The 24020-nt window shown below is 42.1% G+C and carries 5 protein-coding genes; 2 read left to right on the plus strand and 3 right to left on the minus strand.

Annotated features, from left to right (window positions below):
- Positions 1 to 4: 4 nt before the first annotated feature.
- The 3 genes from DKG80_RS14545 to DKG80_RS14560 all read right to left on the minus strand — a co-directional run bounded on the left by DKG80_RS14545 (position 5) and on the right by DKG80_RS14560 (position 5222).
- On the minus strand, positions 5 to 1939 hold the full coding sequence (locus DKG80_RS14545) for a LamG-like jellyroll fold domain-containing protein (protein WP_109832095.1): 1935 nt from the start codon (positions 1937 to 1939) through the stop codon (positions 5 to 7).
- Positions 1940 to 1957: 18 nt separating this feature from the next.
- Entirely contained in the window at positions 1958 to 2863 is a 906-nt protein-coding gene (locus DKG80_RS14550) for a hypothetical protein (RefSeq protein ID WP_109832096.1), read from the minus strand.
- Between the two features lie 493 nt (positions 2864 to 3356).
- Complete coding sequence (locus DKG80_RS14560) at positions 3357 to 5222, minus strand: histidine kinase dimerization/phosphoacceptor domain -containing protein (RefSeq protein WP_109832098.1); 1866 nt, start codon at positions 5220 to 5222, stop codon at positions 3357 to 3359.
- A 158-nt stretch (positions 5223 to 5380) separates the two neighbouring features.
- Between DKG80_RS14560 and DKG80_RS14565 the strand changes: the two genes are divergently transcribed.
- Together DKG80_RS14565 and DKG80_RS14570 are read left to right on the plus strand one after the other, a co-directional pair.
- The gene (locus DKG80_RS14565; protein ID WP_109832099.1) at positions 5381 to 16096 is read left to right on the plus strand and encodes a Tc toxin subunit A-related protein; all 10716 of its coding nucleotides are present in this window, start codon (positions 5381 to 5383) and stop codon (positions 16094 to 16096) included.
- 5 nt (positions 16097 to 16101) lie between these two features.
- Positions 16102 to 23712, plus strand: a complete 7611-nt coding sequence (locus tag DKG80_RS14570) for a SpvB/TcaC N-terminal domain-containing protein (protein ID WP_109832100.1) — start codon at positions 16102 to 16104, stop codon at positions 23710 to 23712.
- Positions 23713 to 24020 lie beyond the last annotated feature (308 nt).

Below are 24020 nucleotides of genomic sequence, written 5' to 3' on the forward strand. Positions count from 1 at the left end.
TTCATTAATGGGTTAGAATGATTTTCTCTTGATGACTGGTCGTGCCAAACGCATTGGACACAGTATAGTCTAGTAGATAGATGCCTTTGCTCAGTCCAGCTGCGTCAAGGTCTAGTCTAAACCTTCCTCCGATAGACTGCTCTGTAGAATGGTATAGCTGCTGTCCTGACCAGCTAGAAATATTGACATTTAGCTCTCCTTCTCCTTGAATGAAAACTTGACCTGTTGAAGGGTTAGGATAAACACTTGAGCTACCACTGACCAATTCTTCGATCTCGGACGATGTACCATAGGCTATGGCAAATGCATGAGCGGACTTGGTCTGATCGTATCTGTATTCTTGAGTGAAGCGCATGTCTATTTTAGCTCCAGACTCTTGGTCTATCAGCCATAGCTCCTTGCTAGGATCGATATCCGATTGTCCCCAGCTCAAGACTGTTTCGCCCCAGCTCGTGCCTACATTGGCATTGAACTCCCAGAGAAATGATTCGGTCTCTGCACTGAGTACCTCACTAGATCGACCATTGTCAAACTGAATATCTGCATATTCTCCACCTGGTCTAGGTAGCAATGGTGCATTGACTACTTCTCCTTCATGCATCCCAAACTGAGAGACATGACTGGCATATTGACCATTGGTGATGTCTAAGTCTACCGTCCACCCTGTGTTGGACTCTACAGTTCTAGCTCTGGAAGCAATGTGATCAGCATAGTCATGTATGTCGATCGGAATGGTGATTTTTATATTGTCTTCATTACAAAATAGAAATGCACCTCTATAGGCTGGAAGTTGATTTTCATGATCTCCTTCGTCTAAAAATGTGCCGTTGTACATATAAAGTGTCGCTGGAGTGAAAGCCCCTCCTGCCGTCACTAAGGCATGCAAAGCGGTATTGCCTATTTGATTGATATCGTAATCGATCACTGCGTTCCAATCCAAATTCACAGGAAACATATTACCGATGATATTCCATCCTTTGTGCAAGGTGATGGTCATTTCACCAAAGTCACCTACAAAAGGTGGTGCCGGAGCGAATGACCCAATTTCGAATGTCGTCCGACTGGTGTTATTCATCCAGTAGCCTCTTCCTGCCTCGATATTATCTGTTGGGGTAAGGTATCGAGTCTTATCTCCATCATATTTGGCCACTACCCAGTCCGTAGTAGGTATATCACTGATATCTGGAATGGCGGTGGACAAAGGGGTAGTGCCTGTAGGAAACCCTACTAGACGATATGAACTGGTCTGTCCGAATTTGGGTAATCCAGTGATCGCAGGGTTGGGCTGTCCATTGTTAAACTCCTCAGAGATTTCAAAGTGTGAAAATGCTCGGTCATGGATCTGTAGGTCATCGACTGTACCGATGATGCCATTCAGCATGATGCTTAGTTCTGAAGTCAGTTTATCTGCTTTGTTGATATCTTCTAAGCGACCATTGATATAAAAGTATATGGATGTGACTTCGACTGATTCGATAGTCTCTGTCTTCCTCACTGCCGAAATCATCACCCACTCTCCTAGCGGAATAGTGAATGGCGACTGGTCTGTATCTCCGGGATCGCTGTAGAAAAGGTACATACTATTGTTGTCAGGAATCATGGAGAGTTCTTCTTCCTGAGCGTTGTAGTTGCTCTGATAGATATAGCCTGTATTTTGTACCTGATCGTATTTTACCCACAGGGAAATCGTATAGTCATCTAGCAACACTGCTGTACCATTATTGATCGTAAGGGCTTGCCCAGTGGTCATCTTGAGAGCCGAATTGGCATTTCCATATCTATCCGTGGTATAAGCTCCTGTCAATGCCAGTGATCCTGCTAGATTATCTGTATTGTCATCATCAGTATTACCGTCAAATGCATAGTAATAGTACGCCTGACCTACGGTGAAGAAGTTCACCCCCACCAATATGGTCAATATGAGAATTAATTTTTTCATGTCAATAAGTCGTTTGAATTAGAAAGAAAATCGGAAACCAGTTACCCCTATCGGTGGAGCTGGAGCATCTGGAAGATTAGAAGGATTGACCGTGTCATCCGTTCCTGGATCTGTGGGATCTGTCGGGTCCGTAGGATTGGTCGGATCGGTAGGGTCTGTTGGGTCGGTAGGATCAGTCGGGTCTGTTGTGCCTTGATTAGGCTCGTCTCCTGGGACACTGGGTGATGACGATCCGCTCAACTGATCGATCAGGAAGTAGGTTCCTCCTGCTACTGCAGCTCCTATCAATATCTTGGACCAGAGTGGCATTCCTTTTTTCACTTTGATATCGTTGGAGTATACGAATTGCTTTGGGTTGTTAGAGGTACTCAATCTGAGACTGTAAACGCCTTTATCCTCTGGAGCTTTCCATAGTCCATAGGTATTTTCTTCATTGGAAGCTATTGATTGCCACTCGCGACCATCTGCTGAGTAGTCTAAGTTGTACTTTGACCCAGCCTCTCCTCCTGACCAAGTAGCTTCTACTGTACGGCCGGGCTTTACATTCTTCGACAAGTCTTTGGTAAACTTCAGCGGGCTATAGGTCAAGTCGGCCACGACCTTAAAGTCCAACTCTCCTTTGTAGCCCGCGAAGGAACTCTTACCATCAATGGTGATTATTTGTCCATCTCCAGGGTTGACATCATCATGTTTACCATTGATGATGTTGAGAGGGGTTCGATACCCATCTCTGGAGGAATAAATCTCAATATCAAAACGCTCTTCAGTGCTTTCGTAGGCTTTCAGGTCAAAAGATATGACCAGATACTTTTCTCTGGCTTGGACGGACAAGTTCTCTATGGACTGACCGTAGCTCGATAGTGCTCCCAGACACAGTAGCATCAAGGCGCACCATGTGGTTTTACTTGGTTTAGTACTCAACATATTCTATATAGTTTTCAACATATTCAACTTCGGATAGACAGGTTTTCCGAAGAAATCGAAGCCGAGACGCTGGGGGATAAAAAATGGTTGCCTCGGTATAAAATATTTTTTTGAGGAAAACTCCTTTTAATGAGCAGAGTGGTCTTGAGTCAAAATGAAGGGGCTTCTATGACCTTAGTGGATGTTTCGCGCTGCTGCTTATGTGGTTTTTATATAATGCAGATTGTAAGTATATCGTCATCCGAACAGCGTGAAGTGATCTGTTTTTTCTCTAGTATGATGAGAAGCTTGTTCTCCCTCAGGAGATAGGAAATAAAACAATTTTAAAATGTATTGGATTGCTATAGTTAAAGCATGAAACAGGTTTGAAAAACCTATGATAATACTTCTGGAAGGTAAAGCCAGAAGTATTATCCAATCAAGCATGTTCATAAAAACATCCGAATGCCATTGATTAGCTTCACTCGTTAGTAAGAATGAGAATATATTATTTTCATAAAAGATGATCTCTATGCTGTATCGCCCACATAACCAATGAGTTCTTTTTATTGGGAATATTCAGCTTCTTTACAATGTTGTACCGGTGATTACGTACTGTTTTCTCACTGATATTAAGCTCAGAGGCTATTTTAGCACTAGGCTGTTCTCTCGCCACCAGCTTAAGGATTTTCAATTCCTGTAAGGTCAACCCATCAAATACCTTTCGGAGACCTTCCATCTTTTTAACTTCCTCCATTGTTAATTGTGCTGTTGTCGCCAACTGACTCTTGGTAAAGGGTTTCACCAAATAGTTGGAAGGTTTAATGGGCAGGGTAGACTTCAGTGTTTGCAAGTCTGTGTATGCTGTAATGATGACCACTTTTGTCCAAGAAGCTTTTTCTAAAAGGACTTTTACGAAATCAAGTCCCGTTTTTTCATCACTCAAATTGATGTCACAAAAGATCAAGTCAGGAAAGCCATTTTCTATTGCGGCCATGGCCTGATCATAGCTGTGTACTTTTGTTGTAGTAATGGATTGTTCTTTCAGTACCTCGCAAATATCACGGGCAATGATTTCATCATCTTCCAGCACTAAGGCAGAGGCTCTGCTATCAATCAACGGAGCATGTAATACTACCTCCTCATCAATGGTGATGATGTGTCGTACCCCTTCTCCTTCCTCCATCACATGAGAGCCATTCAGTTGAGCCGCCAAGTCAGAGATCAACTCAAGACCAATACCAGAAAAGTATTTTCTCTGTAGGTCTTGACTAGTAAAACCTTGACCATTGTCTTGTATTAGCAAAGTCTGTGTACTACCGTTTTCGGTATACCTCAGCAGTACCTTACCAGACTTGCCTTCTGGAAATGCATGTTTAAAGGTGTTGGTTAATATTTCTGTGATGATCAACCCGAAATGAACTACTTTTTCTGGCTTGATATATACATCCGCAATTTCAATATCCAGTTCAATGTTTCGACGATCTACTTCAAAGATGGCGCCAAGGTGGGTCGTGAGGTTTTTCACATACCTTCGCAGAGGAACGGCGTTGATTTCAGGTATATTGGAAAGTTCATGATGAATGATTGCCATTGACTGAATCCGTGATTGTATAGCATCATTGCCATAGAGCCATCCACTTTTTGCGTCTGTCACCTGTCTGCCTTGTATATTGAGCAGACTACTAATCAGCTGCAAATTATTGTTTACCCTGTGATGCACTTCTTTTAGCAGTAGCTTTTTTTCTGAAAGCATCTTCTCTAGTTGCTCTTGATGGTTACTTAGGTTCACTCTGAGCGAATGCATATTGGCCAGCACAAACAGCGAAGTGCAGACAAACATCATAATGTGCAGACTCATTACCTCATGTTGGTTAGTTGCGGTGAGTGGCTTGAAGTACCCAATATGATGCAGTACAATGCTACATATAGCCAATACCGTTGTCAATACACTATGGAAAATGAGATTTCGTTTCTTTTTGAGAATGGCTCCAAAGTAGGAATACAAGCAGATCAAAAATACCCAGCTAGCTACCTCTACGTCATAGGCAACATGTAGCGTAAAAACACTGGTATAGCAGCCAAAAAGAAATAACCCTTTAGCAGAGCGTATTTTCCCTAATTGATTCATTCGAATGATCCCGGCACTCTGTACTAAAAAAAACAGAGAGAAGAGGAAACTGTAGATCTGTACTCCCATCAATGGGATCGATATTATCTGAGTCAATAGAATAACGACGATCGCAAGCAATGCGGTACTGTTCAGCAAGTGAATAATAGGTCGTTGATCAAGTGGTTGTTTAGCTGCTCCAGTGTGGACCATTTTTTTAATGATCGATATCACTGGCTCAAAACTAGAGAAGACATTTTTAGCTTTCATTATTTAAAATTTGCTTAGTTGAAAAAGCCAAATATGATAAAAATGAGGCCTACGCCTCATTGATTTTTCCTTCCTCCACGGTAAAATTTGAGTGTACAGCTCATTCTTTTCAAATAACGCTATCAAATCAAAAAATCATCCAAATAATAAACTCAGTTATGGCCAGCTCTTCTTCTAAACCAACCTATACCAACCTTTTTAATGATAAGGGATATTACACGGTAGAACCGCATCGATCAGTACTATCACCCGGAGCGTATTTAACAGAGCTATTAGAACTTGTTGAAAACAATATTACCGTAGGCTCTGGTGGCAATTCTTTACAAAAAAGACGCCCCGATCTGTACAACCTAGAATTGAACAAAGCCAATACAGACAATGAGCTTTCCAAATTAGAAATAGTTATCCAAGTACTCAATAAGCAACTGAATGGGTCAAGTCTCTCAAACGCTAAATACCCATTCAGTTTACCCTACAATGAGGCACTGGAAAATATCCGCATCTACCTTACACAAAATAATACCTCACTGCCCAAAATCTGGAAATCGCTGATTCCACAAGACCAGCTTACCTCAGAAAATACAAACGCCATCTACCTGGAAACGCTTACGCTAAGCCATGAGCAGTGGAGCCAGTACACAACAGAATATGTACCCGAAAACCTGTACAAATACTATGGATATCCCCTAAGAACGAACGATGGGCAAATCGTGACTGATTGCTCCAACGTGCAGACCTTTCTACAACAAACAGGACTATCTCAAACACAACTCAGGGAATTGGTCTACCAGGACTTGAGTTCTGAAGAGATAAGTAAAACTTCAGACAACCCAAGAGCCAACTTCTACATCAATGTAACCAATAAAGATGGGAACTATATTGAGATCAATGGAGAACAGCTTGAAGGCCTAACTGCGCATAAGCTCAACCATATCATGCGTTTTGTGCGTTTAGCGCAGGCAATCGGTTGGTCATTCACTGATTTGGATTGGGCATTGTACACGGTAAGTAAAGTCATTGATGGAGATAAATCAACCATTAACGACAAAGCTTTACCCTATCTAGCATGGATGCAGCATTTGAAACAGAACAAAGGTTTATCCATAGACCAATGTTGCGCAATGATCGGCACACTGAAAAATTATGGACATAAAGATGCCCAACCCACATTTTATGATCAGGTATTTAACAATCCCGCCAATCCCGTGCAGTTAAAGTCAATTACTACTCCGCTGTACTGGCAAGTGATACCATCCAGCACTCATGCGCCAGACAACAATACACAAATTCAAAATATGTTGTCGGCTGCACTGAAAGTGAGCCACAGCGACCTGACTGCCATAGGCACCCTCGTTTTGAATAACCTACCTTCTTCGTTCAATGAAATTGACCTGACCAATGAAAACCTGGGACTTATTTACCGCTTGAGCCTCTTGCCCAAAATCACTGGGCTATCCATTTCTGAATCTTTGCTGGCCGCAGTGTTGATTGGTAAAAGTCAGGATTTAAACCAGTCTTACACCACCAAAATAGCAAAGTTTCCTCCTGCACTCACGGCATTAATGGATTTTTCGGAGTGGTTAAGTGCCTCTCCTTTTTCCCTGTATGAGTTGCAATTCATTTTAAAAGGACAAAGCAACTCCCCAGCCATACAAAACAACATTCTTGGTCAGGATACAATCACCAATTTCCTGGAAGGTTTGGCTAGTGCTCTGGAAAAAGTACAGCTAAAGGAAAAAATCTTTTTCACTGAAATAGGGTCACAGGTACGAACATTTTTTGCTCAGCTGATTCCTAAACTCACTAAAAACGAGCCTTTGATACAAAAGTTCAAAAAAACACAACCAAAAGGGCATCAGACGAGTAGTGAAATTCAAATATGGCTACACAATTCGCTCTCCAGCAATGCGTCCACTTATCAGGAAGCCATCTCTTCCTCCATTTATCAGTCACTTATCCCTGCCTACATAGATCAGAATGCCATTGTTCATTGCCATAATATGGGTCAAGACTTACTAAAAAATACAGTAAAAGCTATTGCCCAGGCCATTGCTACTACTATTGATCAAAAGAAAGAGTCAGCTACCGTAAAAAGTTTAATTAGTGAATCGGCTGTTTCCTCACTTGTCAATGCCATTGTTCAAACACTGAACAATTTTTACCAAAGTCAACAAAAAACGTTAGTACAACACCTCTCTGCATTGTACAAAGTCCCCACTCAGATAGGTACTCAACTAAAAAAGATTGGTGAGCTCAACATTGAGCTACTAGTAAGTTCAGAACTCAAGCCAAAACATATCCTATCTGGTGTTATCGATCATCAATCGGTTACCCCGTTAAAATATGACCTGAAGATCGCAACACCATTTTTGCAGAAGCTACAACAAACAGCCATGCTTGTAAAGGCTACCTCCCTTTCTAGTGCAGAACTCAGTTACTTTCAGTCATTAATTTGTTATCCTTTAGAGCTAGATGTTATTAAGTCTATTGTACAATTCAAAGAGTTAGTTCATCATTTTCAGGATACGCAGAACAAGCTATTAAATATTCTGAGAAGAAGTTTGCCTTTCAAAATAGCAGTATCCTGTTTTTACAATGATAATGACAAATTATATATAGGGTCAAAATCTGATGGTTTGTGGAGGTTTGATGGTGTTGATTGGGAGTCGATAACTCCCCCTGGATCACCTCCACTTAATCGGGAAATTACAGCGATCACTGAATTTAATGGATTATTATTGGTTGGTGTCAAGGAAGATGTTGAATCTGGAATAGGTTTATTCATATTTGATAAGACCAGCAATAAATGGACTTCTAATGCCTCCTTTTCCAGAAATACCGCCCATCATTTCTGTGAATACAACGGTGAATTATATGGTGCGGCCAGTGGTGGTATCTGGAAAAGCGTTGATGGTACCAATTGGACTTATAAATCCTATAATGGGGGAACAGTCAAAACGATCTGTACTTTTAACAATACCCTATATGCAGGTACGGAAAACAAAGGATTATTGCAGTTAAAGAATGGCGCATGGATTAATGTAGCCAGTCAAACAATCAATAAATCTAATCAGTTAGGTGCTTCTGCGTGCATACATTCTTTATGTGAGTTTGATGAAAAGCTTTTTATCGCAGCAACGGAAGGGAGTAAGAATATAACAAATTCCGGTATTTATTTTTTAGATAGTACCGGTACACTCTCACACACTCAAGATGGACTTCCCTCTTCTTCAACAGTCAAAAATTTGCGACTATCAAATGGCACATTTTTTTGCATTGCTTCTGCAGAGAAATCCAATAATTTTCAATGCTATAAATCCGAAGATGGGAAAACATGGAGTAAGCTACCCAATGAATCATCGAATCAGGAGCAACTTAAACTAACAAATTTGTGCCCTTTCAATGGTGAGCTTTATGCCGGCACAGCAGCTCATGGATTAGTACAATTTACGGAATCAGGATGGAAACCTTTAACGGATGAAAGGATAAACGCACTTACAAAGCTGAGTAACTGGCCTGTAAATGATTTTCATCTACTAATTGACGATAATAAAATAAGCCCAGCTGATTTTTCAGTAGCCACCATTGGTTTGATGAAAAAGTATGTGGATACGGCTACACTACTGGGGATTGATATTTCGAAACTGATTGACTCTCTACAGCTGACGTCAGCTGATGCCTCAACAGATGTGACCACAGCAACTGATTTTGCCCATTCACTCTGGGGCGGGCTCAAAGCACAGAACAAAAAGCAACCCAAGGTACTCTCCAAGCTGGAAAACAAACGCAATGAAAAGCTTCGAAATGCACTGGTCGCTATGATCATCTATCAACAAAAAAAACTATTATCCGAATATTCCGATAACGCAAGAGGACTTTACGAATACCTACTCATTGATGTGGAAGTAAGTGGTGTAGTAGAGACTACCTATGTACGTGAAGCCATTTCTGCAGTACAGCTTTACATTAACCGGGTACTCAACCAGCTAGAACCCGATACGACTATTAACAAAGGCAGCCAGTTGAAAGAGCTCTGGGTATGGATGCAGAGCTATCGGGAGTGGCAGGCCAACCGTGAAGTATTTCTATACCCCGAAGACTATATACAACCACAGTTACGAGTAGACAAAACCGACCTCTTTACCAAAGCGGAGCATGCCCTGAAGCAAGCCGACCTCACCAATCCGGATGCCGTAGAAAAGGTATTTAGCAACTACATGAATGGATTGGAAGAACTTGGAAACATACAAGTCATCAGCTGTGCGGCTCATGCTTACCAACAAGAAGATGTACAAGGCAAGCAAAACTTCAAAGAACTGCTCATGATTGGTGCGGGACCTTATGGTCATGGACAATACTACTACCGCATTTCCAAATTTCGAGATGCCTCTCCGCAAGGGCAATATGAACCATACAACTGGGGGCAGTGGAAAAAGATCAACATACAAATGCATACGGTGGAGTATCAACCAGGCAAGTATGGGATTCCAAAACCGATTTTTGCTTTTGGACGGTGGAATATTCTGTGGATTGAGCAGCAAAAAAGCAACAGTATTACTAACCAGTCTTCTGATACGAAATACGATTATTATACAGGTAAAGTAAACCTAAGCTATCTCGATATAAATCATCAATGGATAGTTCCTGTCAATATCGAAACAATTGATATTGAAAGTACAGGGATATCTCCATTAATATCAACTGATCTCAACGCAGGCACAACTACAGTTTCTTATGTCATTTCAAGAAAATTCGAGACTGAAATCCTAACTAATCATCCAACCGGAAGCAAATTAATAACGATAGGAGCCTTTAACAATTGGTATTATTATCCCTATGACAAGAATGAAATCATTGAACTACTTAATACAAAGGCATATCAAAAAACGCAGAAATTTAAATCAATCACAGCGATAAAAACTTACAATGGAAAAACGTATTTAGGCACTAAAAAAAATGGACTATGGTCTTCACAAGATGGAGTAGCTTTTACACAGATTACATCTAACGACATTCCCACAGAAGGGAACATCGCTACCATTAAGAGTTTTAAAGGTAATTTATACGTAGGATTTAGTCATAACTCTCTATCTCATGGGTTATGGGTGTATGGTGTAATCACCAATAATACATGGGTACAAGCATTGAATAGCAAAGATACGAGCTACACAATAATTGAAGAATATGACGGTATCATATACGTTGGAACAGAAAACAAAGGGCTCTGGTTATCCTCAGACGGAATTAGTTTTCAGCAATCCTCCATGGTCAATCAGACGATCACGGTAATTCACTGTACCGAAAAAAGTGTTTATGTTGGAACTAAGAAAAATGGATTTTGGTCTTCACAGGATGGAGTAACTTTCACACAGGTTACATCTAACGACATTCCCACAGAAGGGAACATCGCTACCATTAAGAGCTACGAGCGTAATTTGTATGTCGGGTTTAACTACCTGTATACCAATAAAAAAACTATTTCATATGGGTTGTGGGTGTATGGCCCAGTAACCAATAATAAATGGACACTTGCATTAAATAACGCAGGTACGAGCTACACAATAATTGAAGAATATTGCGGAACCATATACGTTGGAACAGACAATTTAGGTCCTTATTCTTCTTCAGATGGAAAGAATTTTATTCAAATTGATGGGGGCGTTCCTAACAAAGGACACGTGGCTTCTATAAATATTGCAAATAATAGTTTATATGTAGGGTTTAACTACATTTCTAGCAACAAAAAAGCTATTTCATGGGGACTGTGGAAGTATGACAAAGGTAATTGGAGTTGGGTATTGAATGATGAGCGAGTCAACTATACAATCGTTGAGGAATACAATGGATTAATTTATGTTGGAACCAAAGGCGATGGGTGTTGGATTTCTGAAAATGGAACAGACTTTCAGCAACTTTCAATAATTCCAAATAATTCCAATATATCAGTCATTAATCCTCTTTATATTGTTGCAGAAGATGAATTGTATACAAACTGTGCTTTATTAGGAGAATCAAACTATGATACAATATCAGTATATTCCGATGCAAATTTTCAAAACATCCAAAACGAACCCAAATGGTTCATATCGAGTAAACATCAAGCACAATACCTAAATATATCTAACTCCAATGGAGGTGATCAAACGACATACAATGTCTACCGCCTTAACAGCACAGCCATCCTCCCGTTGGCAAGTTTGCTTAACGGTCCCAAAGGCATTCAACATTTGCTGACCCTTCGGGCACAGGAAACCAAAGAATCACCTTTTAGCAAGCTCGAACCCAACCCAACGTACATCCCACCGGCCAATTATCCACCGGCCAGTATTGGTTTTACGGATAAAAGTGCCATGCGCATGTACTACTGGGAGTTGTTTTTTCATCTACCATTCCTAATTGCAGAAGCGCTAAAAACAGCACAGCACTTTGCCCATGCCAAAAAATGGTACGAATATATTTTTAATCCAGCTGAGCAAGGGGGGCCAAATGGTCTCACGAGTCCTTCTTTTGGTGCTCCTAAACATTTTATTGATTATCGTAATACAATCTATGCCGGAACGAATACAGGACTGTTTTATCTGGATGGAAACAACTGGATTTGTGTAGATAACATGACGCTTGCAAAGGCTGAAATCACCTGTCTTGCAGATTTAAATGGTACGCTTTATGCGGGAACATCAACTGGTCTTTTTCATCTAAACGGCAACAGTTGGGAAGCCGTGCAGGGCAGTCTTAAAAATACAGGCCATATTACCGCTCTTTGTTATATAAATAGCGCGCCCTGTGCCGGAACCACGGTCGGATTGTTTTATCTGGATGGAACGAACTGGATTTCTGCGACTGGAAGTCTTGACAATACAGGAGAAGAGGTAACATGCCTTGAAGCTTTAAACGGTACAGCTTACGCTGGAACAACAAAAGGGCTGTTTACACTTGCTAACTCTTGGCAACCTGTTAGCGGCGCTCTTAAAAACAAGGGCTATATCACCTCTCTTTCTTTTATAAATAATCATCCTTATATCGGAACCAAATACGGGTTGTTTTTTGGCACCAATGGAAACGAATGGAGCTATGTGAGTAACGAGACGCTTGCAACGGTTGAAATCACCTGTCTGAAGATTTTAAATGGAACGGCTTATGCTGGTACTACTCAGGGTCTGTTTTATCTTAGTCAACATTGGCTTCCTGTAACAGATGAACTCGAAAACAAGGGCTACATTACATGCCTGAACTATTTTAATGGCAAATGTTACGCCGGAACGACAAACGGATTATTTTCCCTTTCAAATAACAATTGGAATCTGGTCGAAGAAAGTATTTTCAGTAGTTCCAATATCACATCTCTGTTTACCCCCTCCAGTGGCATTCTGTATGCAGGAATACAGAGCGGTGAAGTTTACACCACGCTTGATGGTTCTTCATGGAAGAAAACCGATCCATATGTGGACGATAAGTATTGGCGTTTTTTGGGTCTAAGAGAAAATAACAATTCTGTTCTGGCAAAAGAGTTAAGTCAAACTGCGTTGCAACAAGAATGGAATGACCTGGAAAATGCGGTACAATTATACGCCAGCGAATCTGAGCCCTTTGATCCGCAAGCCATCGCACAGTTGCGACCCATTGCCTACCAAAAGACCATCGTCACTCATTACATCAACAATCTCATCTCCTGGGGTGATTTTCTCTTTAAGCAAAACACCCGTGACAGCATCAATGAAGCAGAAATGCTGTATGTGACAGCTTATAACCTACTTGGAGAGAAACCTGTAGATCTGGGACAGGGCAATTACTCAAAAAGATTGGCTCAAAATATTCCTTCAGGTATTACTCAGGTTTGTGTATTCAGAGATGTATTATATGTAGGAACTATAAATAACGGCTTATGGAGTTACACAAATGACACTTGGAGTCAAATAGAAGAAAATATTTCAGGATATGAATTCAAAAAATACTTCCACATAAAGACCTTATATGTTTATAATTCAAAATTATATATTGGTATTGAAGGATCCAGTGCAGATTCATATGGGAATATATACATATTCGATGGAGAAAAATGGCACTTCAGTTTTAACAACCTACCAGACTGGTCAACCGTAAGCTGTTTGTATCATTATGATGAGGTAATTTACTGCGCCGCAAGCCTAGGGAATGGTACTAATAATGGATTTATATATTATTCATACCCTAGTAAAAAAGATGCTAAATGGTACAATACTCAATTCCATTTTAGTAGTGAAGTAACTGCAATATGTTCTTTCAACAATTATCTATATTTTGGAACATCATCAGAAGGCCTGTATCGTTTCCATCTTTTCCAACAAAGTAATTTAGAGTTAGTCTTATCAGATGTTGGACCAGAATATGGTGCAGAAAAGCTTGATAGTACCTCGACAATCAAAAGTTTAAGTGTTTTTTGTGGTAAGCTTTACATCGGTGGGGTTCAAAATTCTAATATCTATGTTTATGATGGTATCGGCTGGGAAATAAGTTTTGAAGGTTTACCCGCACAGAGCACCTTCAATAGTATATGTACGCATAGCGGAAAGTTGTACGGAACTGCAAAGGGAATAGGACAAGAGCATTATAGATTGTATCAATCATACAATGGGAAAAACTGGCAATTTGTTAAAAAAATAGGAAAAGCAGACAGTTTACGTTTATACGTAACTGGAGAAAATTTTTGTGTTGTAAAAAAAGAAACAACCATAGAAGTCCATGAAATTTATTGGAAAAGGAACATTACCATCCCCCGCAACCAACAATTCCTGAGTTATTGGAATGAAATTCAATCCCGCCTCTACAACATCCGTCATGGTCTCACCATCAATGGTCAGATCGATGAACTACCGTTATTTTCACCACCCATCAATCCCATGCAGTTGGTGGAGGCTGTCGGTTCTGGTGAAAGTATCGAAGAAGTAACTACTTCAGTACATGCCATCGTACCTCATTATCGCTTTGAGGTCATGATCGAAAAAGCAAAAGAAGTAACCGCAACAGTCACCCAACTCGGGCAATCCTTGCTTGCAGCTTTACAGACAAAAGATGCCCAGAGGCTGGCAGAGCTCTACAATACCAATCAGGGGAATATCTTACACATGACCCAAACGAGCAAGCAAGATCAATTACAAGCTGCTAAACAAAATATTTTGGCCTTGCAAAGTGGGTTAACCAACGCGCAAAACCGTGAACAGCACTATACTAATCTGATCAATGAAGGCTGGTTACCAGAAGAAGATGCCGAAATAGCACTTCAAGGGATATCAATGCTCATTTCAGCCGCCACAGAACCCTTGCTGATCGCATCATCCTTTGCAAACCTGATCCCAACGATATTCGGGTTGTCCGATGGTGGTTTTCAACCAGGTGCAGCCCTTAGTCAAATGGCACAATCTATTCAATTGCCCGCTGATTTACTTAATCAATCCGCATCGCTTTTAGGAACCGTTGCTGGTTATAAACGCAGGTCCCAAGACTGGCAACTACAAAAACAATTAGCCACTGATGATACCAAACAAATACATTCACAGATTGTAGCTGCCCAGTACCAGCAGGATATGGCAAAACAGGAAATTGATTTGCTCAATGAAAACATCAAACAAAACCAGAAAATCGCCCAATTTTACCTGAGTAAGTTCACCAACGATCAATTGTACAGTTGGTACATTGGGCAAGTATCTTCCTTGTACTATCAAGGGTATCAACTGGCAAAAGACCTTGCTTATCAGGCACAAAATGCCTGGCAGTTTGAGAATATCGGACGTAAAAAAGACCTGGCAGACTTCATTACCCCGGGAAACTGGAACAATTTGTATGAAGGCTTATTGGCTGGTGAATCGTTGCAACTTGATCTACAGCGCATGGAAAAAACCTATATGGACCAGAACCAGCGCAGGTTAGAACTACGAAAAACAATTTCCCTGGCACAGTTAGATCCGGTAGCGTTGATGACGCTCATCCAAACAGGTCAGTGCCAGTTTGATCTCACGGAAAAGGATTTTGCGTTTGACTTTCCTGGCCATTATTGTCGTCAGATTAAAAGCATCGCCATTACCATCCCCATGATTTTGGGACCATACCAAAACATACACGCTACCCTGACCCAGCTCACCAATAAACTGGTCAGTACCGATGATGACGATGGAGTGCATGCAGTAAAATACCTGCTAAATCCAAAAGAAGGAGGCCAAACCGCTTCATTAGTTGTAGATCTGGTGCCCAACCAGCAAATCGCTCTAACGCAAGGCATGAACGATACGGGGCTGTTTGAGTTGAATTTTAATGATCCACGTTATCTGCCGTTTGAAGGCACAGGGGTTGTTTCTTCTTGGTTATTGGAAATGCCTCTAGAGGAAAACTCCATTGATTTTGAGAGTATAACAGATGTTATCATTGAACTCAGCTACACCGCATTGCAAGGTAGTGCGCAATATAAGTCAAGTGTTCAAACTGCAAGACAACAGTTCAATGGTAGTCAATTCATCTCATTGGCTCGACTCAACCCTGGTATATGGAATAGCTTTGTAAATAAGCCAGAAACTCCCATGCCCATTCACATCAATGCCAAAAAATGGAGAGGTGTAGGAAAGCAAGACACACCAACGAGTCATAAAATCAGTCTCTGCGCCATTACCGAGGGAGAAACGAAACTGTCCGGCAGCAATGTGTTTAGTTTGGCCAACAAAGAGTCCCATATTACATTCAACTCTTGGCACAATAACATTGCAACATCTTTAGAGAACGTCCCCTTCTTTTCAGGCACTCATTTGGATGGCACTTTATATGTAGGAGGTGGAAGTAATCTGCCTAAAGGGTTAAAAGACCTTATTTTAGTAATAGACTATACGGTTAATCCTCCAGCCTCTAACTGATCAAGATGGGACAGGCAATGAACAACAGCAGCCAGGGTTCCAAGGGAATTCAGGTCATCAACCCTTCCTTACCAAAGGGAGGCGGCAGTGCAGCAGGCATGGGACAAACGTTTACGCCCAATGAATTCAATGGCAGTGGGTCGCTTACCATTCCTATACCAGCATCACCCTGCAGAGATTTCGAGCCGTCCATGAGCCTCAATTACAGCACTGGCAATGGCAATTCGCCATTTGGCATGGGCTGGGAACTGTCCACACCAGAGATCATGCGCAGAACGTCCAAAGAAATGCCGCATTACAATGATGAAGACACCTTTTACTACTCCGCAGCTTCCTTTTTGGTGCCTGTACGCAATGAAGACGGCAGCCGAAAAACCAAAACAGAAGGAAACTATAAGGTCTGCGAATACCAAAGTCGCACGCAAGGCAACTTTGACCGAATCGAATGCCATACCAACATGCTAGACACTGCCGATGTATTCTGGAAAGTAAGAAGCAGTCAAAATATCGTAAGTATTTATGGCAAAAACCGCAGTGCTCAGGTATTTGATCCCAATGATCCCAGACGTATCTTTAAATGGTTATTAGAAGAAACCTATGATGATAAAGGCAATCACCAACTCTTTCAATACCAAAAAGAAAACAAAGACAATATCCCCGAAAAATACCTCAACCAACATCGTGATACACAAACGAACACCTATCTCAGTGCTGTTAGCTATGGTAATGACCAGGCGATCACAGACGGTTCGCTGATTTTGGGCGAAAGCAGTACCTATCTGAATCAGGTTCATTGGCATTTTGAAATCCATTTTGACTATGGATCATGGGACATCAACCCCAAAGCAAATTCAGATAAGGCGGTCACCGATACAGGCACCTGGCTATGCAGGAAAGATCCTTTTTCAGAATACAATGCGGGTTTTGAAATTCGTACCTGGCGATTGTGCCAGCGCATCCTGCTCTTCCACCGTTTTGAAGAGTACAATAGTGGCAACCGCTTTCTCACCAATGTCCTCACGCTGAACCATAAACCTTCTACCATAGCTACCCAGCTGAAAGAAGTGACCCACACTGGCTATCAATACCTGGATCATGCACCGTATCGCACCAAAAGCCTGCCAGCACTTTCCATGACCTATCAGGAATTTCCACCTTTGCAAAAAGACTACAAGCCCCAAGCATTTGAGCAACTGGAAGACATGAATGGTAAGGCCTTAACACAGGCTATCGATGGTTCTTTCCAGCTCATGGACTTGTACAGTGAAGGCATTCCTGGTATTTTGTATCGCAGTGGAGAAACGGTAAGCTATCGATCACGTGTTTACAATGGTGATGAGGTCCCACGTTTTGGAGCGCCACAAAACATTTCTTTTCCAGTAGGACGTGAGGATGAACAATTGACTCTCACAGATCTGACAGGTGATGGACATTTGGATTTACTCGTGAGCCAACCCCAATCAGCCGGATATTATGAATTAATAGACCAAAACCAATGGCATAATTTTAAAGCTTTCGAACAATTTCCTAGCAACTTTCTGCAACAGGAAATCAGCCATCAGGATGTGACTGGTGATGGTGTGGCAGATTTGGTGTTGATAGAAGAAGAACGCGTTCGGGTCAATGCTTCCATTCGAACACAAGGTTTCGCTAAGGGAAATTTTCAAACACGCAACACCGATGTACCTACCTCTAAACCAGATGCACCCAATGCAATTTTGTTTTATGCTGATATGCTGGGCAGTGGATTGGCACAGCGCGTGAAAGTCACACAAAATACTGTAGAGGTATGGCCGAACCTGGGGTATGGTGCCTTTGGAGAAAAAGTAACCATGCTCGATGTGCCTGATTTTGGGGATGATTTTCATATCGACCGTCTGCTGTGGGCAGACATTGATGGGTCGGGTACCACAGACCTGGCCTATTTGTATCACGATCATATGGCCATCTATTTCAATCAAAGTGGTAATGGTTTCAACACGACACCTCTGAAAATTAACCTGCCTGCCTTCTGGGACAATGCAGATCAAGTACAATTTGCAGATGTGATCGGAAATGGCACCAATTGCCTCGTGTTTCAACAGACGCATCCCAATCCTGTGGTTCATTATTATAACTTTAACAAGACTACAGGCACCTCAACAAACCCGGCAGGACATAAGCCCTATCTGCTGACTCAGATTGATAATAATATGGGCGCCATTAAGACAATGACCTACGGGTCTTCATCTTGGTGTTACCTCAAAGACAAACAACTAGGCAGACCCTGGGTCACTCATATTCCATACGCAATCAATGTATTGACGAGTGTGACCCATCATGACCAGATTTCCAATACCACCTTGGAAAACTGCTTTCATTACAGCCATGGCTATTACGATGGGTTCGAACGCGATTTCCGTGGATTTGGCAGGGTAGATCGTACCGATACCAATTCCTTTGATCAGTTCACCGCTTCCGATTCTGGTAAAACAGCGGCCTATGAAGCCCCCGCATTGCTTACCAAAACCTGGTACCATACGGGAGCCTATCTTGCCCACCATGACCTGATGAAGCAGTATCAAAAAGAATACTGGCAGGGTGATCCAAAGGCACAAGTGCTACCAAACACTGAATTTGAATGGCTCGATACGGATTCCAGCTATGAAACCATACGCAATGCCCATCGTACCCTGCATGGTGCTGTGATACGGAGTGAAGTCTATGGCAATGACGATACGCCCTGGCAAGAGACGCCATACTCCGTTTCACAATCGCAGTTTACCGTGAAGCAACTACAACGCTTGTTTACCAATAAATATGCGGTATTTCTCATGCACGAGCGGCAATCCATCGATTGGGACTATGAACGCAATGCCAATGATCCACGTGTGACTCAACAGTTTGTACTGAAAATAGATGCGTATGGACATGTCTTGCAATCTGCCAGCATTGATTTTGGGCGGAGAAGTGATCAACTGCCTGATGATCTGGATGCACAGACCAAAGCACAACAACAAAAAGTGTGGGTAGCAGTGGATGAAAATACCTTTTTTAATATAGATCAAACCAATACCAAGCAACTGGGCATCCCCATTGAAAGTAAGACCTTCGAAATACAAAACATCCCCATCAGCACTACATCCATGGACTTTTCGAGAATGGAGAAGCTGATCGCAGATGCAAAAAGTGGTCAATATGAAAAGAAACTATGGCACTGGGAACGGCATTACTATTACGATGCGGCCACAAAAGCCGCACTACCTTATGGCCAAGTAACAACACCCTTGCTACCATATCGCATGGAAATGGCCGAGTTTGACAGGAACCAACTACTCAACGATGAGCAATTCGGCAGCTTAATCACTTTTACAGGAAACGACAAAAAGCAGGAGGTTGCAGCTTTTGTTCATGGTTTATTGACGGGAGAGGAAAGCGCCCATCATGGGGCGAAAGGTGGTTACCAACAACCGATTGGTTCAGGAGAGGACAGCCAGTACTATTGGAACCCGGGAGCAACCCAACACTATGCAGATAGCAACCACTTTTATTTGCCTACCTCACATACAGATCCTTTTGGAAACACTACACGATATCATTACGACAACTACCATATGTTTGTGCATGAGGTGGTTGCACCTTATAATAACATAACTCTAATCAGCGACTTTGACTACCGCACGCTACATCCAGCCACTATTGTTGATCCCAATCAAAATACCAGCTCAGTGATTGTAGATCCGCTAGGTATGGTGATCGCCACCAGTGAGCAGGGTACGCAAGCAGATCAAACGGTAGGTTTTGCAGCACTGGATGCATACAAAGTCGTGGAAGTTGATACATTGGACGACATTTTCACCCATCCAGAAAAATACCTACAAGGTGCCGCCACCTTCTTTTATTACAACCTCCATGCCTGGAAGGATCACAAAATCCCCAACCATACGGCCAGCTTGAATTATGACGATTATACACGTGTAAATGGACAAAGCGCTTCCCCAAGTCCCAGCATCCAAATGACGGTGAGTTACCACGATGGGTTTGGTCGGGAACTACAAAGCAAAGCCTACTGTAATGAAAAACAAGACACCCGAAGTTGGGATGCCCAAACACAAAAGGTCAGCATCCAAAAAATGGCCACTTGCTGGCTCACGTCCGGGGCGACCGTCTACAACGACAAAGGCCATCCGATACAGCAGTATGAACCCTACTACGCCCCAGACTGGCAATACACGGACGAATCAGCTTTAAACCAGGTAGGCTATTCGGCCACCCTGTTTTATGATGCATTGGGAAGACAGGTGCTTACCCGCAGCGCACAGGAAAGGGTTGGTAGTTCAGGTGCTATCATACACGAAGGTTTTTTTACGAAGACGTTGTTTGGTTCTTTAATAAATGGAGCGGTCAAAGAACCTGCCTATCAGGGATTTCTCAATGACAAACTATATGCAAAGCTAGGAAACAGCACCCAAGGTCACACGATCACCTACACAGAATTGGTGCCTTCTCCTTGGAGCGTCTTGCAATATGATGCCAACGACTGCCTCAACCTGAGCGTTTACGCCCCCACACCGGATGCCAATATCGATCAAGACGCAATAGAAAAGTCCAAAGCCTTTATCAATACCCCAGTACAGCATTGGGAAGATAGCCTAGGGCACACCGTACAAAGCATGCAACTTAATGTACTGGAAACTGAACAGGATGCCCGATACCTGACCTATGACCTGATGGGCAATGAACGCACTAGTGCGGATGCACGCTTGCATGCACAGCAGTTGGATAACTTTACCTATAGCCATAACCTGAGCAAAGAAGTGGTAAAATCCGTTTCCTCAGATGCAGGGACACGTTGGATGCTCCATGATGTGATGGGCAAGCCCATTTACTCCTGTGACTCCCGTGGCACTCAGCTGTTTATGACCTACGATGACCTGCAACGCCCCGTGCAAAACTATGTAAGCAAAAAACCATCCACAGAAGACCCTCTGGCATTAGACCAAATCACCGAAAAAATCATTTACGGAGATACTGAGGACAGTAATGGCAGCCCTTATTTTCAACATCCAGAGGCGCTTAACTTACGTGGCAAACCCGTCATTCAACTGGATCAGGCGGGATTGAATGTGATGCCTTCCTATGACATTAATGGTCATGGACTGTTAACCGCACAGTGGCTTAGAAAAGAGTACGAAGCGGAAGCGAACTGGAACCATATCAGTAAAAGTATACTTGAAGCACTGGCAGCAAATCTAGCAGGTAAATACCAACGTCACGATTTTGCAGAAAATATACTGCCACAAGAATTAAGTACTCTGATGATGCAGATGGGGTCAACAAACGCACCAGCATGTTTTGTGACCAGTACCGCTATTTCAGCCATTGGTCTTCCTATTGATAGCACAGATGCCGATGGCAATGTCACTACTCCCAATTACAACAGCCTGAATCAGGTAAAGTCGGTGGCTGTAACAGCAGGTGAGCTGGGAACTAAAGCTTCCAGTACTGGTATGACGCCCGGTATTTTGAACATTGCATACAATGCCAAAGGGCAAAAAACGTTGGTGCGATATGCGAATAGGGTAAAAACGACTTATAGCTACGATCCATTCACTTTTGAGTTGACCGGTATTAAAAGCATGCGTAGTTCGAGTACAGATCATACCAAATTGCAAGACTTGGAATACCACCATGATCCGGTGGGCAACATTACCTCTGTGATTAACAACGCCATTCCCACCACCTATTACAAAAACAATGTGGTGGACGCTAAAGCCAGCTACACCTTTGATGCGCTGTACCGCCTGATCTCCGCTACCGGACGCGAACATGCAGGCATGTGGCAAGCCGCTCAGGAAGCTAAGTCGGTGGCAAATAGTAATCCGCCTTTATACCAAACACCAGCTCCAAGCAAGAGTGATGCGAATGCCTTGCTCACTTACACCCAAAACTATGCCTATGATAGTTCTGGCAATCTTTTAACAACAAAGCATTTACGCAATGCCACAGGAGCCAACACTACCATACAAAAAAATAGCATCGTAGCGACCAACAACCAGATAGCCAGCAGCAGTTTTGGCAGCAACTCAACGGTAGATTACCACTACGACCCGAATGGCAATATGCTGACCTTAAGCAATAACCAAACGTTAGCCTACAATTACCGAGATAATATCTCATCTGCTTCCGCAAACGGTACTCAAAATAACGAATATTATGTGTACAACAGTGGCGGCCAACGCACCCGAAAAGTGACGGTATTCCAAAACGGGACGAATACTACGATTAAAGAAGTATTGTACATTGGCGGAATAGAAATCAGGCGTAGTGGTACACAAACCAGCACGGGTACAAACTGGAACAAAAGCTGGCACCACAAGCGCCTGATGGAGGGAGATGCGTGCTTTTGTGATTGGCGCTATTGGGAAAGTGGACCTTTAAATGAAGGCACGAAAAAATCACAATTACGCTACCAGCTCACTGATTTTCTCACAAGCAGTAGCACCGAGCTCGATGGCAAAGGTAAGCTCATCACCTACCAGGAGTATTTCCCTTATGGAGGCACCAGCCTCATGACAGGAAAAAACCAAACCGAAGTAAAAAACAAGCACTACCAATACAGTGGCGAAGAAAAAGACCGTTTTACCCAGCTCTACTACTACGGCATGCGCTACTACTGCCCTTGGCTCAGCCGCTGGACGGCTACCGACCCGATTGGGATTCGTGGGGGGTATAACCTTTATGGCTTTGTAGAAGGCAATCCGGTGAGTGATCGGGATGTGGGGGGGATGGTCAATGCCTCAGCACTTGTAAGAATGAGGGCTCGAAAATCAAAAAAAAATACTCAACAAATTAATGCAAATCGCATTGCAAAATACAAAAAAGGAAAAAGCTATAAAGATGGTACAATTCGGGTTCACCTCAAGGGAGAAAGAAATTTATCGGGATTCACCTCTGGTGTTACTCCTGTTTTTTATAGTAACCGAGATGGTGCAAAATGGACAGATCAACAAGAAGATCGTAAAAAGGTAGTAGCTAAACATTTAAAAAGTCAACCATATACGGATGGAATATTTTGGTTTGCGGAAGTTTCACATGGATTGGCTGCATCGTTCAATGGAGGGAATGGAGTCTTGGAAGCATTTGCAGCATCTCCTCATCAAAACACAGAAATATTAGCAATAGAAGATGGTATTAGAGAACTGCATAAAGGCGGAAATGCAGGTGAAATCAAAGTTAAAGTTACCGCATATGTTTATGATACAGGAGAAAAAGTGGGTACGCTAAAAGCCATGCGCTACAAAATACTATTAAATAACAAAAAAGTTTTTGATCATTTAACAGATGGATACAGGCCCAACATTGATATCTCAGAAGCTTCTTCTTTGAGAAACTACGTAAGCAATCTAACACCTTCATCTCCAGTTCAAGAACTGCACACCAAACCAAGTGTAAAAGTTGCGAAAAAGGCTCCTCCAGCTAATAGAAACAAAAAAATAGTATTTGCAAAACGGAATAAAGATAAAGTATTTAGCAATACCTCAATAACTGATATTTACCAACCTGGTAAAGGATTACGAGGTAGAGGTCAACGAGAACAGGTAGCGGCTTTATTAAGAAAAAGTAAGATGTACTAAAAAGGTAGTATCTAAGAATCCCGCTATTTCCAGCTGTTTGAGATCTGTCAAGCTGTTCGTGATTTGCAATCGCGAACATATCCGCTGTTCGGGATATGTCAGCTATTCGACATTTGTAATGTCGAACCCGCTGTGCTGAATTTGCAATTCGGTATTACTATCATAGGATCTGCGATCCGATAAACGCTAATGTAAAATTGGTTTAGAAAATCTGTGATAAAACTTCTGGATTACAAATCCAGAAGAGCTGTTAATCAAAAAAACAACCTGCTGTTAGGGAAGGGTATAGAATAAAAAAAGAGCTGTGC

Source organism: Reichenbachiella versicolor (assembly GCF_003171675.1).
GTDB lineage: Bacteria > Bacteroidota > Bacteroidia > Cytophagales > Cyclobacteriaceae > Reichenbachiella > Reichenbachiella versicolor.

Bases quoted from the DNA above. Each gene is read 5' to 3' on its own strand.
- DKG80_RS14565 (WP_109832099.1), top strand. From the start codon at position 5,381: ATGGCCAGCTCTTCTTCTAAACCAACCTATACCAACCTTTTTAATGAT.
- DKG80_RS14545 (WP_109832095.1), bottom strand. From the start codon at position 1,939: ATGAAAAAATTAATTCTCATATTGACCATATTGGTGGGGGTGAACTTC.
- DKG80_RS14560 (WP_109832098.1), bottom strand. From the start codon at position 5,222: ATGAAAGCTAAAAATGTCTTCTCTAGTTTTGAGCCAGTGATATCGATC.
- DKG80_RS14550 (WP_109832096.1), bottom strand. From the start codon at position 2,863: ATGTTGAGTACTAAACCAAGTAAAACCACATGGTGCGCCTTGATGCTA.
- DKG80_RS14570 (WP_109832100.1), top strand. From the start codon at position 16,102: ATGGGACAGGCAATGAACAACAGCAGCCAGGGTTCCAAGGGAATTCAG.